Source organism: Janthinobacterium sp. PSRC1-1, from assembly GCF_049897525.1.
Lineage (GTDB): Bacteria > Pseudomonadota > Gammaproteobacteria > Burkholderiales > Burkholderiaceae_D > Janthinobacterium > Janthinobacterium tructae.
Window position 1 is genome coordinate 32,954 of sequence record NZ_JAFCWK010000002.1, and the last position, 13,546, is coordinate 46,499.

At 64.1% G+C, this 13,546-nt stretch carries 12 protein-coding genes; 11 read left to right on the forward strand and 1 reads right to left on the reverse strand.

Going from position 1 to position 13,546, the window contains the following annotated elements; translation table 11 throughout:
• Window positions 1-75 precede the first annotated feature (75 nt).
• From ACP7DW_RS03745 to ACP7DW_RS03790, 10 genes are all read left to right on the forward strand, one after another.
• A complete protein-coding gene (locus ACP7DW_RS03745) occupies window positions 76-2,208 on the forward strand; it encodes a TonB-dependent siderophore receptor (protein WP_426053948.1) in 2,133 nt (710 codons plus the stop codon).
• Between the two features lie 55 nt (window positions 2,209-2,263).
• Window positions 2,264-2,659 (forward strand): DUF2946 domain-containing protein, encoded by a 396-nt coding sequence (locus ACP7DW_RS03750; protein ID WP_426053949.1) that lies wholly within the window; start codon window positions 2,264-2,266, stop codon window positions 2,657-2,659.
• 93 nt (window positions 2,660-2,752) lie between these two features.
• Window positions 2,753-4,831, forward strand: a complete 2,079-nt coding sequence (locus ACP7DW_RS03755) for a TonB-dependent receptor (RefSeq protein ID WP_426053950.1) — start codon at window positions 2,753-2,755, stop codon at window positions 4,829-4,831.
• Window positions 4,832-5,060: 229 nt separating this feature from the next.
• Entirely contained in the window at window positions 5,061-5,282 is a 222-nt protein-coding gene (locus tag ACP7DW_RS03760) for a hypothetical protein (RefSeq protein WP_426053951.1), read from the forward strand.
• Window positions 5,283-5,304: 22 nt separating this feature from the next.
• The gene (locus tag ACP7DW_RS03765; protein WP_426053952.1) at window positions 5,305-5,583 is read left to right on the forward strand and encodes a hypothetical protein; all 279 of its coding nucleotides are present in this window, start codon (window positions 5,305-5,307) and stop codon (window positions 5,581-5,583) included.
• Window positions 5,584-5,627: 44 nt separating this feature from the next.
• Window positions 5,628-5,825 carry a hypothetical protein gene (locus ACP7DW_RS03770; protein ID WP_426053953.1) on the forward strand — a complete coding sequence of 66 codons (198 nt, stop codon included), beginning with the start codon at window positions 5,628-5,630 and terminating at the stop codon, window positions 5,823-5,825.
• Window positions 5,812-6,381: a DUF6891 domain-containing protein gene (locus ACP7DW_RS03775; protein ID WP_426053954.1), complete on the forward strand. Its 570-nt coding sequence runs from the start codon at window positions 5,812-5,814 to the stop codon at window positions 6,379-6,381. The genes ACP7DW_RS03770 and ACP7DW_RS03775 overlap by 14 nt, the downstream gene beginning before the upstream one ends.
• A gap of 169 nt (window positions 6,382-6,550) precedes the next feature.
• Entirely contained in the window at window positions 6,551-7,870 is a 1,320-nt protein-coding gene (locus tag ACP7DW_RS03780) for a D-serine ammonia-lyase (RefSeq protein ID WP_426053955.1), read from the forward strand.
• A gap of 11 nt (window positions 7,871-7,881) precedes the next feature.
• Window positions 7,882-8,790 (forward strand): DNA-binding transcriptional regulator DsdC, encoded by a 909-nt coding sequence (gene dsdC, locus ACP7DW_RS03785; RefSeq protein ID WP_426085168.1) that lies wholly within the window; start codon window positions 7,882-7,884, stop codon window positions 8,788-8,790.
• A gap of 43 nt (window positions 8,791-8,833) precedes the next feature.
• Entirely contained in the window at window positions 8,834-9,649 is an 816-nt protein-coding gene (locus ACP7DW_RS03790) for a ferritin-like domain-containing protein (RefSeq protein WP_426053956.1), read from the forward strand.
• 13 nt (window positions 9,650-9,662) lie between these two features.
• Here the strand turns inward: ACP7DW_RS03790 and ACP7DW_RS03795 are convergent, their stop codons facing one another.
• On the reverse strand, window positions 9,663-13,049 hold the full coding sequence (locus ACP7DW_RS03795) for a hypothetical protein (RefSeq protein WP_426053957.1): 3,387 nt from the start codon (window positions 13,047-13,049) through the stop codon (window positions 9,663-9,665).
• Window positions 13,050-13,314: 265 nt separating this feature from the next.
• On the opposite strand from ACP7DW_RS03795, the gene ACP7DW_RS03800 reads away from it, so the two are divergent.
• Complete coding sequence (locus tag ACP7DW_RS03800; protein ID WP_298408093.1) at window positions 13,315-13,539, forward strand: hypothetical protein; 225 nt, start codon at window positions 13,315-13,317, stop codon at window positions 13,537-13,539.
• Window positions 13,540-13,546: the final 7 nt, after the last annotated feature.

Here is a 13,546-nt window from a genome sequence, read left to right on the forward strand (position 1 = left end):
GATAATGATTCTCATTATCGGTATCATGGCCGTTAACCGTAAGTTTCCATCTGTACATATTGAAAGCCTGAACTCATGCCTGTCATTTTTCCCCGCACCCGCTTGCTTCCAGTCGCCGCCGCCCTGTCGCTGGCCTTCGCTTCCCCTGCGGCCTTTGCCACTGGGCAAGACGATTTGACGGCTGGCGATGAGAAAGTCATGCAAGCCGTGCAGGTGACGGGCGCCCGCGCCCAAGGCCTGGTGCCGCTCACCACGGAGGCGGGCAGTTTCCGTGGTGCCAGCATCATGGACGTGCCATCGACCGTCAACGTGATCACGCGCGCATTGCTGGAACAGCAAGCCGTCTCCGGCCTGTACGATGCCGTGCGCAATACGGCCGGCGTGACGCGCCAGCAAAACGGCGGCGAAACGTGGGATCAGTTGGTGATACGCGGCATCGCCGTGGAAAACCGCACGAATTACCGCCTCAACGGTTCCATGCCCATCATGAACTTCTCGCAAGTGCCCATGGAAAACAAGGAGCGCGTGGAAGTGCTGAAGGGCGCCTCGGCCCTGTACTACGGCTTTACCTCGCCGGCCGGCGTGGTCAACTTCGTCACCAAGCGGGCCGGCAGCCTACCCGTCACCAGCATGGGCCTGGTTCTGGACGACCGTGGCAGCGCGGTGGCGAATGTCGACGTGGGCCGCCGTTTTGGCGAAGAGCGGCAATTCGGCGTGCGCATCAACGCGGCCGGCGGCACCCTGGGTTCTTATCTGGACCATGTCGGCAACGGCAACCGCCGCTTCATTTCCACGGCGCTCGACTGGCGCGTGAGCAATAAACTGCTGCTGAAGGCGGACCTGGAATACGAGCGCCGCAAGGTGACGGAGCAGGCGGGCGTGGCCTTGCCCACGGCCGTGAAAGGCGTGATCAGCCTGCCGCGCGCCGTCGATCCGCGCCAGCTGATCGGCCCCGACTGGTCGGCTTTCGAAGCGCAAACGAAAAACGCGCAATTGCGCGCTGATTACGCCATCACGGACGGCTGGGCCTTGACGGTGGAAGCGGGCCATTCGGAAACGGCGCGCGACCGCCGTCTGGCGATCTTTCGCCTGAATAACGCGGCGGCACTGGCCACAGGGGCGGGGCGCATCACGGGCAATATCCAGCACAGCGTGACGGCGTCGGACTTGCTGCGCGCTGAACTGGCCGGCAATTTCCACACGGGCTACATCGCCCATGAACTGACCCTGGGCGCCTCGCGCACGGACAAGTCGCAAGATCCTATTTACCAGAGCAATTACACGATTGCATCGCAAAACCTGTACAACCCCGTGCCCGTGACGAATGTCGTGTTCGGTCCCAAGCCGGCTTCGCCCACGACGGCCGCGCTCGACACCCGTGACACGGGCTTGTACGCGCTTGACCGCATGGTCTTCAGCCCGCAATGGCAAAGCGTCATCGGCGTGCGCCGCAGCAGCTACCAAAGCGACCAGGGCGCCAGCCACTATGACGTCAGCAAGACGACGCCGATGGCGTCATTGATCTACAAGGCCACGCCCGAGCTGTCGTTCTACGCGTCCACGGCGCGCGGGCTGGAAGAGGGCGAGACGGGCCCGACGGGCACCGCCAACCAGGGCGTCAAGATGGCGCCCGGCGTGAGCAAACAGCAAGAACTGGGCGCGCGCTGGCTGACGCCGGGCGGCACCCTGGTTTCCGCCGCGCTGTTCGACATCACGCGCCCCGGCTACTACACGAATGCCAGCAATGTGTTTACGTCGGACGGCGAACAGCGCTACCGTGGCATGGAACTGTCGACGCAGGGCAAGCTGACGCGCCAGTTGTCGTGGCAGACGTCGGCGCAGTTGCTCGACCCGAAGTTTGCCCACATCAACGCCGATTACAACGGCAAGGCGCCGGAAAACGCGTCGAAACGCACGGGCAGCGCCTTTCTCGCCTACGCGTTCGACGCCGTGCCGGGCCTGTCCGTCAATGGCGGCGCGTATTACTATAGCGCCCGTCCCGTCAACGACCTGAACCAGGCTTTCCTCGGCGGGGTGACACTTTTCAGCGCGGGCGCCCGCTATGCCAGCACGCTAATGAACAAGTCTGTCGTGTGGCAGCTCAACGTGGAGAACCTTGCCGACAAGCGCTACTGGGCCGGCGCCGGCACGCGTCTGGCGTCCGGCGCGCCGCGCGCCATCAAGCTGAGCATAAAGGTGGATTTGTAAGTCAGGTTTGACCTGCGCCCTGTGCGCAGGGTGCTTGCCCTGATACAATGTTGCCATGTTCATCAGCAAAGGCAAGGCCGGCATCGTCCTGTGGATCGCGTGTATCGCCATCTTCCTGGCCACGCTCGCCCCTACGGTGTCGCGCGCGCTGACGGTCGCCAGCGGCCTGGCCGTGCCCAGCCTGGAAATCTGCTCGGTGGCCGGTGGCATGACCATGCTGCCGGCAACACTCTCCACGGACGCGCCCGATACCTCCAAGGGCAGCATGCGCATGGGCGATTGCCCGTGCTGCAGCATGCATGCGGCCACCCTCGATATTCCCCCAACGACCCTCGTGCTCGCTTCCGGAGAAATCCTCACGGGCTTGCTGCCCCTGTTGTTCTACCAATCCGCCACGCCACTGTTCGCCTGGACGCCCGTCCAGCCGCGCGGCCCGCCCGCCGCTTTCTGATCTGTCCTTTTCCCTGAACGGCCTTGCGCCGCGCGGCACTGCGCTGCGCTGGCGTCCGTTCGTCTTACCCATACAGAATCTGAAAGCAGCACCATGAAACATTTACCGTTATTGATTTCCCTCGCCATCGCCATGCCTGCCGTGGCGCAAACGCGCACTGAAGATGTTTTGCCCGAGATGAAAGTCATCGTGACAGCCATCGGTGACGGCTACCGTCCCGCCGCCGACACGGCCCTGATGCTCAGCAGCACGCCCGGCTACAGCGTGGCGGCCGGCGGCGGCGTATCCGGCTTGCCTGTAGTGAATGGCTTTGCGGACGACCGCATCAAGATTCGCATCGACGGCATGGAACTGACGTCGGCTTGCGCCAATCATATGAATGCGCCGCTGTCCTACATTGATCCGCAACAAGTGCAGCGCATCCGGCTGATCGCGGGTGTCACACCCGTCAGCGCGGGTGGCGACAGCATCGCCGGCACCATCGAGGTGCAATCGAACGCGCCCGTGTTCGCCCAGCCTGGCGCAGGGCTGCTGACGCAAGGCGGCTTTGCCGTCTCGGGGCGCAGCGTCAACAACAGCGTGGCGACCAGCGTGAACGCCTCGGCCGCCAGCGACAGCCTGAGCGTCGGCTACAGCGGCGCCTATACGCGTGGCCACAGCTATGACGATGGTCACGGCAATAAAGTGCTGGCCAGCATGTTCGAGAGCATCAACCAGGCCATCGTGCTGGCGGCGAAACGCGATGGACAGCAACTGACCCTGCGCGCCGGCGTGCAGCACATCCCGTACCAGGGTTTTCCGAACCAGTACATGGACATGACGGACAACCACGGCCAGTTCGCCAATCTCGCCTACAAAGGCGAGTTCGGCTGGGGCGTGCTCGATGCGCGCGCCTACTGGCAGCAGACTGACCATGAAATGGGCTTTTTCTCGCCTGAGCGCAAGGGCACGATGCCGATGCTCGCGCATGGCCGCAACACGGGCTATGCGCTGATGGCCAGCCTGCCGATGGCGGCGGGCGAGTTGCGCCTGGGGCAGGAGTGGCACGCTTTCCGCCTCGACGACTATTGGCCTGCCGTGCCCGGTTCCATGATGATGGGGCCGCGCACCTATTTGAACATCAACGACGGCAAGCGCGACCGCACCGTGCTGTTCGGCGAGCTGGAAACGCGGCACGATGCGCGCTGGACGAGCGTGCTGGGCGTGCGCGGCGAATCCGTGCGCATGGATGCGGGCGACGTGCAATCGTACGGCACCAACATGATGAACATGCCGGACCTGATGGCCGCCAGGGCTTTCAATGCGCGCAGCCGCAGCCAGCGCGACACGAATATCGATGCCTCGGCGCAAGCCACCTTCACGCCGGATACGGCCAGCAGCTATGCATTCGCGCTGGCGCGCAAGGTGCGCTCGCCCAACCTGTACGAGCGCTATTCGTGGGGCCGCGGCTCGATGGCCATGACCATGACCAACTGGTTTGGCGACGGCAACGGCTATGTGGGCGATATCGACTTGAAACCCGAGACGGCTTACACGGCGGCCTTCACGGCCGACTGGCATGGCGGCGGTGAGGACGGCTGGTTCCTGCGCGTCAATCCTTACTACAGCAAGGTCGACAATTACATCGACGTCGATGTGCTGGCGTCCTTCCACCCGTACATGAAAATGGGCGCGAATGGCAACTTGCTGCGCTTTGCCAACCACGACGCCAAGCTGTATGGCGTGAATCTGGCGTGGCAGCTGCCTTTGGTGCGCAGCACGCGCTGGGGCAATTTCACGGCCAGCGGCAACGCCGCATACACGCGGGGCAAGCGCAGCGATGGCGGCGACCTGTACCGCATGATGCCGTTCAACGCCTTGCTGGCCGTCGAGCACAAGCTGGGCGCCTGGAGCAGCCGCATCGAAACGAAGATCGTGGCCCGCAAGGACAAGGTCGATGCGCGCCGCGTCGAACCGGAAACGGGCGGCTACGCGCTCGTCAACCTGCGCAGCAGCGTGGCATTGAGCAAGATGGCCAGCCTGAGCGCGGGCGTGAGCAACCTGTTCAACCGCGCGTATGCGGACCCGCTCGGTGGCGTGTATTTGTCGGGGCTGAAAGCGAATGGCGGGGCGTTGCAAGCCTTGCCGGCCGAGGGCAGGTCGATTGATCTGGGGCTGCAGCTGACGTTCTAAGCCTGGCAATTGGTGTTGGCGCCTTCCTGCCGCCGTTGCGGAAGGAAGGCGCCCGCCGGTATCGCCGCAGCAGCGAGCGCCATGTTCGTGACAATGTGTGCATGTTTCATCCTGGCAATTTGTTATCCTGTCTGGCGCCTGCTTCGGCGTTTGGCGCACATGGCTACGATAATGAAGGCGGAAGGCTTTGTCTGCTGAAATGATGCTGACTTAATAAAAAAAGGTGTACATGATCGCATTTAAAGATTTTCGCTCGACCACGCCGGGCAGTCCGCTCTCTGACGGCATGGACCGGTCGCTGGTATTGGCCAATGAATGGCTGATGAATAACGGAATTCGTCCGGTTAGTATCGAAACCATCACGGAAACCAGGGGCTGGATGGCGCTAGTCAAGGTTGAGCGCGGTATTCGGGTATGGTATGAAGCCGGTTCTGCCTCGTTGAAAGCATAAGTGGATTTACTGTTGATTCAACATGAATAAAAGTAAAAATGATGTATTCATTGGATGTGTTGCCATTGCTGTCATTGTTGGCCTGTCTGCGCTTGCAGGTGGATTGAAAGTCCTGGCATATACGGGATGGGCTCTTGGTGCTGGAGTACTGATCCTTTTCCTTCTTCAGTTGAAGCGCAAGGATGCCACCATGGTGGCAGTGATGTTGATGCCGATTATTATGCTTAGGAAATTTTTTATGCCGAAGAAAGTGCGTGAGCAGTTGAAAGAAAAAAACGGTGACAGGTCGGCCCGGCCGTAAGCGGCCAGGGAAAGAAAATCACACGCTAACAACATAGGATTGCCATGGTTGCGGCCACGCTATCGCCACCTTACATTGCGCTGGAACAAGTGATGATTGATGTATTTGAAGTCATGCGGGAAAAGCAAGTACAGTTGTGTAATTTTGAGATAGTCACGTCGGGCATTTTTTTGGTGTTTGCATTGTCTATGCTGAAAATGCGGATACTGACCTTTAAAGAGGGCAGGCATGAACGAAGATGAATTGTATCTCGCAGAGCAGATCAAAAGCTGGGTATGGTCCGGTTTCTATGATAGCCGCGCGGCAAATGAATGCCTGGACGATGTATTGGACGGCGATGTCGATGAAGCGATGTTGCGGGATCTGATCGCGCAGGAATTGCATAAAAAGCAGGAGCAAGAGAAGGACTGGCCATTGCAGACCGATTGCGACCGGCTCGATGCGGTCTTTGCCGACTTGCATGGCGCGATGCTTATCGCGCTGCAAAATGCCGGTTACACGACCGATGACGCCTTTGACGACGTTGGCGAGATGCACGCCCAGCAGCCGGACGGGACTTACCGAGGCTACTGCTTTTATCATGGTCAGGACCTGGAAAGGGCCGTGGCAGGAGAGGGCATCATGCTGTCGTTTGGCGACCTGCAGGATACCGACGAAGGCAAGGCGGCGATTGCCGCGCTGATCATCAGTACCTTGCAGCGCCATGGTTTTGTTACCGAATGGAATGGCAGCGTCCAGACCCGGATCAACGTTCCGCATATTCACTGGCAGCGCAGACTGGCCCGCCAACGCGCCTGATGCCCGGCTGTCTGTGCCCGCGCGAGTCCGGACAGCTGTCCCTGGGTATGTCACTGACCCATCAGGGCGTCGATAGATGACGGTTGATCACCCATTGCCTGATCAACCATCCTTTGCCAGCGGCGCCCGGATGCGGTCTAATCATGGCTTGTTCCTTGACGAGGTTGCCATGCTGCCCACTCCCGCCATCGCCGCGCTGCGCGAAAAATTTCCCCTGATTACAGAACTGATGGCCTTGCAGCCCTTGAGCTGGTTCAATCCCGGCATTGCGCCGGCAGCCGAGGCCTTGAACGAGGTGGGCTTGACGGCGGACGATGTGGCGCAGGCCAGCGCGCGCCTGGCGCGCTTTGCGCCCTACCTGGCCAGGGCGTTTCCGGAAACGCAGGCCAGCGGTGGCATCATCGAGTCACCCGTCGTGCCGCTGCCGGCCATGCAGGCAACGTTGGGCATGACGAGCGGTCAGCTATGGCTCAAGCAGGATAGCCATCTGCCCATTTCCGGCTCGATCAAGGCGCGCGGCGGCATCTATGAAGTGCTGAAACATGCGGAAATGCTGGCGCTGGACGCCGGTTTGCTGAAGCAGGGCGACGATTACAGCCTGCTGGCCAGCGACGCCGTGCGCGCCTTCTTTGGCCAGTACGCGATCGCCGTCGGCTCCACGGGCAATCTGGGCTTGTCGATCGGCATCATGAGCGCGCGCCTGGGCTTTCGCGCCACCGTGCACATGTCGGCGGACGCGCGGCAATGGAAGAAGGACACATTGCGTAGCCATGGCGTCACCGTCGTCGAATACGCGAACGACTACAGCGTGGCCGTGGAAGCGGGGCGCAGGCAGGCGGAGAATGATCCGACTTGCCACTTCGTCGACGATGAAAACTCGCACGATCTGTTTCTCGGCTATGCGGTGGCGGGCCAGCGCCTGCAAGCCCAGTTCGCCGCAAGCGGCGTGACCGTCGATGCGCAGCACCCGCTGTTCGTGTACCTGCCGTGCGGCGTGGGCGGCGGCCCCGGCGGCGTGGCCTTCGGCTTGAAACTGGCCTTTGGCGATGCCGTCCACTGCGTCTTCGTCGAGCCGACCCACTCGCCGTGCATGCTGCTGGGCGTGCACACGGGCTTGCATGACGGCATCAGCGTGGGGGAGATCGGCATCGACAACCTCACGGCCGCCGATGGCCTGGCCGTGGGCCGCCCGTCGGGCTTTGTGGGGCGCGCCATGCAGCGGCTGATCGACGGCTACGTCACCGTCAGCGATGAAGAACTCTACCGCTTGCTGGCGCAGCTTGAGCAAACGCAAGGCCTGCGCCTGGAACCGTCCGCCGTGGCCGGTTTCGCGGGCATCGCCCCCGTGCTGGCCGCGCCGCAATATCAGCCGCACCTCGATACCGCCACGCACCTGGTGTGGGGCACGGGCGGCAGCATGGTGCCGGAGCAAGAAATGGCCGCTTACGTGGCGCGTGGCCGCGCGCTGCTGGCGGCCGGCGGCGCGTGATGCCGGCCGGCGTGGCGCTCACAGGTACGCTGACGGCCAGCCAGTTCGCCAATCTGCATACGTTTCTCGTGGCGGCGCGCCACGCCAGCTTTGCGTTGGCCGCGCAGGAACTGGCGCTCACGCCCAGCGCCGTCAGCCACCGCATCGCGCGGCTGGAGGCGAGCCTGGGCCTGCGCCTGTTCGAACGGCTGACGCGGCAAGTCAGGCTGACGCCAGACGGCGAGCGCATCTTCGCCGCGTTGCAAATTGGCTGGGACGGCTTGCAGGCGGCGCTGGCCGGCGGCGACACGCTGGCGGGCAGCGTCAGCGTGCATGCGCGCCCCTCGGTGGCGCAGTGCTGGCTGGTGCCGCGCCTGGCAAGCTTCGCTGCGCAATATCCCGATGTGTCGATCGACTTGCGCGTGGGCAATGACAGCGTGGACTTTCGCGCCGGCCAGGTCGACCTGGCCTTGCACTATGGCGACGGGAGCTTTCCCGGCCTGGCCTCGCGCAAGCTGATGGATGAATGGCTGGCGCCCGTGTGCAGCCCGCAATATGCACGCGAGCACGGCTTGCAAGATGCGCCGCAACACCTGTCCAGCGCGACGCTGTTGCACGACACGCTGGCCTGGCCCGCCTGCGCGCCCGATGCCGAATGGCGGCTGTGGCTGGACGGGCAGGCGCCTGCGGTGAACTTGCCCACGCGCAGCCTGCGCTTCGACCGCGCCGACCTGTGCGCGCAGGCGGCCATCCACCATGCGGGCGTGGCCATGGGCCGGCGCCAGCTGGTGCAGCCGTGGATCGACAGCGGCCAGCTGGTCTTGCCGTTCGGCGGGTTTGCCTTGGCCAGCCCGCAGGCGTATTACCTCGTGCATGCCGCCCGGCCACTGCCGGCGAGAGTGCAGGCGCTGCTGGATTGGCTGGTGGGGCAGGCTATTTGATACACTGCGCCCCTTGCTCAAGAACGCGCACGAAGGAAACACCATGCACGCAACATCCCCACTGACCTTCACCGCGCCGCAGGAATTGCGCGCGACTGCGCTCGCCTGCCTGCTCGAACCGGACCCGGCCACCAAGGTGGCGATGGTGGCGGCCATGGCCGAAGCGCAGCTTTCTCTCGATGCGCAATCGCCGCTGGCGCCCACCGGCTCCGTGCCGGGCCGGCCCGAGCGTCCGGAACTGGTGCCGCCGCGCCTGGTGGGGAGGCGCTCGATGATCACGCCGGAAGGGCGCGCCATGCTGGTGCACGCGCTCGCGCACATCGAGTTCAACGCGATGAACCTGGCGCTCGACGCCCTGTGGCGCTTCCCGGACTTGCCCTTTGACTACTACACGGACTGGCTGCGCGTGGCCAAGGAAGAAGCCACGCACTTTGCCATGCTGCAGGCGCACCTGCAGGTGCTGGGCCATACGTATGGCGACTTTCCCGGCCACGACAGCCTGTGGGAAATGGTCGACAAGACGCGCGGCGACGTGCTGGCGCGCATGGCGCTGGTGCCGCGCACCCTGGAAGCGCGGGGCCTCGACGCGATTCCGCCGCTGCGCGCCAAGCTGGCCCAGGCGGGAGACCTGGCCGCCGCCGCCATCCTCGACATCATCCTGCGCGATGAAGTGGGGCACGTGGAAATCGGCAACCGCTGGTATGGCTACCTGTGCGACCAAAGGGGCCTGGAACTGCGCGCCACGTATGCCGAGCTGGCGCTGCGCTACGAAGCGCCCACCCTGCGCGGCCCGTTCAACCTGGAAGCGCGGCGCCGGGCCGGGTTTTCGGAGCTGGAACTGGCCGATTTGCCCGCCTGAATCTGTCGCGGCGTCACGGATGGGCCGTCAGGCTGATGTGCCAGTGGCTCAGGTGTCCCGCTTCGATATGCACTTTGATCGGCTTGCTCCAGCTCCCCGCGCCCGGGATCTTGTCGGTCGGTGCGGCGGAAAAACGCCCGTCGACGAGGGCCAGCTTGACGAAGCTGGGGCCGATGTAGATGACGCGCGTGCTGGCCGGCGCCGCTTCCAGGGCCAGCATGGCCCGGTTCGCCGCGATCCACGCCAGCAGGGCCGCCAGTTTCGGCTTTTGTGCGGGGTTGGCCGCCACTTCCGCCTTCGCGTCGAGGATCAGCTGGTAAATGGCCGCGCCATTGTTCTGCCCGCCCAGCGCATCGGTGTAGCCGCCCGCGCCGTCCGCGTAGCGCAGGTCGATCTGCTGGCCGTCGCTGTGGCCGCTGTGGCCGAGGATGGAACGGCCCGTTGCTGTCTGCGTCACGTGCTGGCCGCTGATGTCGTCGAAGCGGTAAGCCTTGCCCGCCAGCCACGCGATGGCCAGGCGCGTGGCCCACGAATCGCCACCCGCATCGCGCGTGCCGTAGCGCCGCGCCGCCAGCGCTGCCTCGTTGTTGGCCAGGTACAGGGGGATGTAGGCCGTGTCGCCCTTGAATTCCACTTGCCCACCTTCGGCCGGATCGGAGCTGGCGTCCGTATTGTCGACTTTGCCCTTCAGGCGCAAGGTGACGACGGCCTTCTTGTCGAGTTTTGCGCCGGCAAAGGCGGGCAGCACCAGGCTGGGGAATGTCACCTTGCCCGCGCTCTTGGTATTGGCCTGGGACAATAAATTCTCCGTGCTGAATGCGGGATCGCCGCCGCCGGACGAAATACCGATATGGACTTCCGTAATCGTCGCCGCCGCCGGCGTGTAGTGCAATTCCAGCGGCAAGGTGTGCGTGGCCGTGGCCGCGCCTTGCGACACGGATACATACGGCCCCGGCAGATTGCCCGTCAGCTTGATCGGCTGCAGCACGGGATGGGCGGCCTTGTTCGGCGAGCTGAACTTCGCCTGCGTCACCTTCAAACCCTTGCATACGAGACTCAGCTCCACCGTCGTGACGGTGGCCAGGGCGCTGTCGCCGATATTCGTGGCGCTGACATTGCCGCCCAGGCTCAAATCCCCCTCCTTGGTTTGCTTGCTGACATCGACGCATTCCGTCCTGACGATGCTGCCCCGCGTGTAATGCGTCTGGTTGACGGCGCCTGTGGCGGCCAGGTTGACGCCGGGCAGTCCCGTCACGGCGTACGACCAGGTATCGTTGTACTGGCTTTGCGCCGTCGTGTAGACGGGGTACTCGGCCGTGCTGACGGTGATTTTCACGCCCACGTTTTTCGTGCCCTTGGGCACCGTGAAGGCGACGGGCGAGGTGATGGTCTGGTTTTGCGCGGCCGCCGTGGCCGTAAACGTCTTGCTGCCCTCGTCATCCTGCGGCGTGACGTCGCCCGCGGCACGGGGACTGGCGGGCACCGCGCGCACGGGCGGCGCGGCGCCATCCTGCGTGACCGTGCCCGCCACATAGCTCTGCGCCGTGGCGGCGCGCTGGGCCAGGCCGGGTCCGTACGGATACACGATGCCGACGCTGACGGTGCTGCTGTTGTCGAAGACGACGGCGCTGACGCTGACCACGTTCGGGTGGACCAGGTCGTTCAAGGTCAGCTGGTAGGTGTCGGGCAGCACGCCATCGAAGTGGAAGGCACCTGTGGCGTCGACCACGGCCACCTGGCGCTGGTGGTTGTTGTAGCCAGTCAATAACATTTTCTTGCCGGCCAGCCCTGTGGCATTGCCGCCCGCCGGTGTGCGCAGCTGTCCTTGCAGCACGCTGCCAGATTTGACGACGATCAAGGCATAGCTGGCCGTGAATTCGCCATCCTGCGAGACGAAATTGAGGTTCAGGTCATAGCTGCCGTTGGGCAAGGACGCCAGCAATTGCTGCATGGCCGTGGCGCTGATGCTGAAGGTGCCGCTGGCCGCATCGAATGCCCAATACTGTCTGAGGCTGACGGCCACGCCGTTCGGCCTGGACAGCAAGCCGTCGCTGTCGTCCTGCAGGGCCAGTGACGGCGCGCCCACCAGGCGGAACGCCAGGGCACCCGGCTGCAGGCGGTTGTTCGCTCCCAGCCCCGCAATGGCCAGCACGGGCGCGGTGGCGGGCAAGTTGCCGTCGTCGTCCGCTTCCACATAGGTTTCCACGGCCGTGGGCAGTTCCGTCTGGATCAGCAGGTTCAGGGTGGTGACGCTGTTGCCTTTGCTGAGAAAAAACTGCGCGTGCTGGTCGACGCCCGTGTCGCCGGGCGTGGAAAAGCGCAGGCTACCGTCCTGCAGCAGCACGTCCGTGACGGCGCCGCTGACCTTGACGCTGTCGGCGCCGTCCGTCAAACCCAGCTCGGCCAGCGACAGCGTCACCACTTGCGCGGGCTGCACGGGAGCGAGGACGATGCCGGCGTTGGCGCTGAAGGTCCACGTCAGGCCAGTGCTCTGGAAGGCGATGCTGCGCTCGATGCGCAGGGTGATGGTGTCGTCGGGCGTGACGGTGGTGCCCGCATCGATGCTGCCGGCCAGCACCTCGCCATCGATGATGGTGCTGCCTTCGGGCGCGCTGGCCAGCACGGCTTGCACATTGCTGGCCGCCGCGCTGCTGTTGTTGCGGATGTGCACGCGGTAGGTATAGTCCCAGACCGTGCGGCTGACGCGCTGCTCGCCCACTTTCTCCAGCCGTGTCACTTCGAAGTCCCCGGCGGCCTGGGCGGTGGTGCTGGTAGCCGCTGCGGCGGCCAGCATGACTTTCGGCGCGGGCGGCTGGGTGGGATCGTTCGGCCCGCCGCAGGCGCACAGACTCATGGCCAGCAATGGGGCCAGCGCGGCGGCGGCCAGCCGGCGCCGGCCCAGGCAGGCCATGGCCAGCACGCCAGCCAGCAGCAGCCATGGCGTGGAGGGCAGGGCGACGGCGGCCGCCTGCGTGATGCCCGTCTCGAGCTCGATGAAGGAGACGGGGTCGAGGATGGAAAAGGGCTGCGCGCCGGGGCTGCCCGCACCCAGATAATCGAAGGTGATGGAAAACCCCGTGGCCGTGGCGCCGGGATGGATGCCGCCGGCCAGCGCCAGCGCATCGAGGTAGCCGCTGGCGGGAATGGCGGGATCGGGCTGCACCAGCAGCACGTCCCAGCCCGGTGCCGTGGAAATGTCGTGCAGCATGGCGTGCTGGCCCACGCTGAAGAACAAGGTGAATTCGGCGATGGGCACGGCCAGGGTGGTATTGCTGACGGTATAGTCGTAGCGCCACTGCGTGCCGCCCAGCGGGGTCGCCGTGTAGCCGATGCTGGTGGCGTGCGCGGCAGACATTGCGCACAGCAGCAGCGCCAGCAGTACCTGTTTGATAAAGCTCATGATCGTTCCCCCGTCGACTGGCGCCAAGCGTGCCCAGGCAAGAGGTCAAGCAGGAAGCGTTCCCGTACACATTGTGCTGTCAAAACAAGGGCTTGGCTGGACGTGGCCGGTGCCGGTGTCAAGTCTGCCGACACGCGTCTCGATGGATGAACGCTGTCAGCGCTGTCCTACCCATCTTGTCGAAACTGTCCGATTGTATGCCTTGGGGAAACACGCGATGATCGTGCCCATGCTGCAACAACCAACCAGTCCGATGGAGTATGCGATGCAAAAGCCAGACCAGTCCATTCACGTGAACAAGCCGTTCCTGCTGATTTGCCTGTTTACCTTGGCGATCCTGTCGGCCACGCTGTTCACCACGGACGATGCGTCGGCGGGCGATGCCGCGCCGGCGCCTGTGGCGCGCGACGTTGGCCACGGCGCCTTGCCCGTCTGCGGCAGCGATGCCCTCACCCTGTCTGCACACTGCCAGCCGGGGCGCCAGGCTTGATCACCGG